Raw genomic sequence first — 558 nt, forward strand, 5'->3', positions numbered from 1 at the left:
GTTCAATCCGAAAGACGTAGCGGAAAACCTGAAGAAGTCCGGTGCCTTTATTCCGGGTATCCGTCCAGGTGAGCAGTCGGCACGCTATATTGATGGCGTTTTGACTCGTTTGACTCTGTTCGGTGCTCTTTATATGACGGCCGTATGTCTGCTTCCCCAGTTCCTGGTGGTTGCGGCAAACGTTCCGTTCTACCTTGGCGGGACCTCGTTGCTGATCGTGGTCGTGGTTGTTATGGACTTTATGTCGCAAGTACAATCGCACCTCGTTTCGCACCAGTACGAATCCCTGATGAAGAAAGCCAACCTGAAGGGCTACGGCAGCGGCATGCTCCGCTGAAGTTCCCATAAGGTTAGAGGAGTTGGTGATGAAAGTTCGTGCATCGGTGAAAAAGCTGTGCCGTAACTGCAAGATTATTCGCCGCGAAGGTGTTGTTCGGGTAATTTGCAGCGCGGAACCACGTCACAAACAGCGCCAAGGCTGAGTGTGATCTGTTTGAAGCCCAGCAGCTAGTGCGCTGCTGGGTTGATTATTTGTTATTACAGCGATATTATCTCGCG

Annotated in this window: 2 protein-coding genes; both read left to right on the forward strand. The window is 51.4% G+C overall.

The annotated features are described in order from the left end of the window. On the forward strand, nt 1-337 hold a 337-nt coding region (locus ACIQYF_RS23675; protein ID WP_402866711.1), incomplete at its 5' end, for a preprotein translocase subunit SecY. A 28-nt stretch (nt 338-365) separates the two neighbouring features. Then, the gene (rpmJ, locus tag ACIQYF_RS23680; RefSeq protein WP_002555468.1) at nt 366-482 is read left to right on the forward strand and encodes a 50S ribosomal protein L36; all 117 of its coding nucleotides are present in this window, start codon (nt 366-368) and stop codon (nt 480-482) included. Nucleotides 483-558: the final 76 nt, after the last annotated feature.

This window comes from Pseudomonas sp. NPDC096917 (genome assembly GCF_044762555.1).
GTDB lineage: Bacteria > Pseudomonadota > Gammaproteobacteria > Pseudomonadales > Pseudomonadaceae > Aquipseudomonas.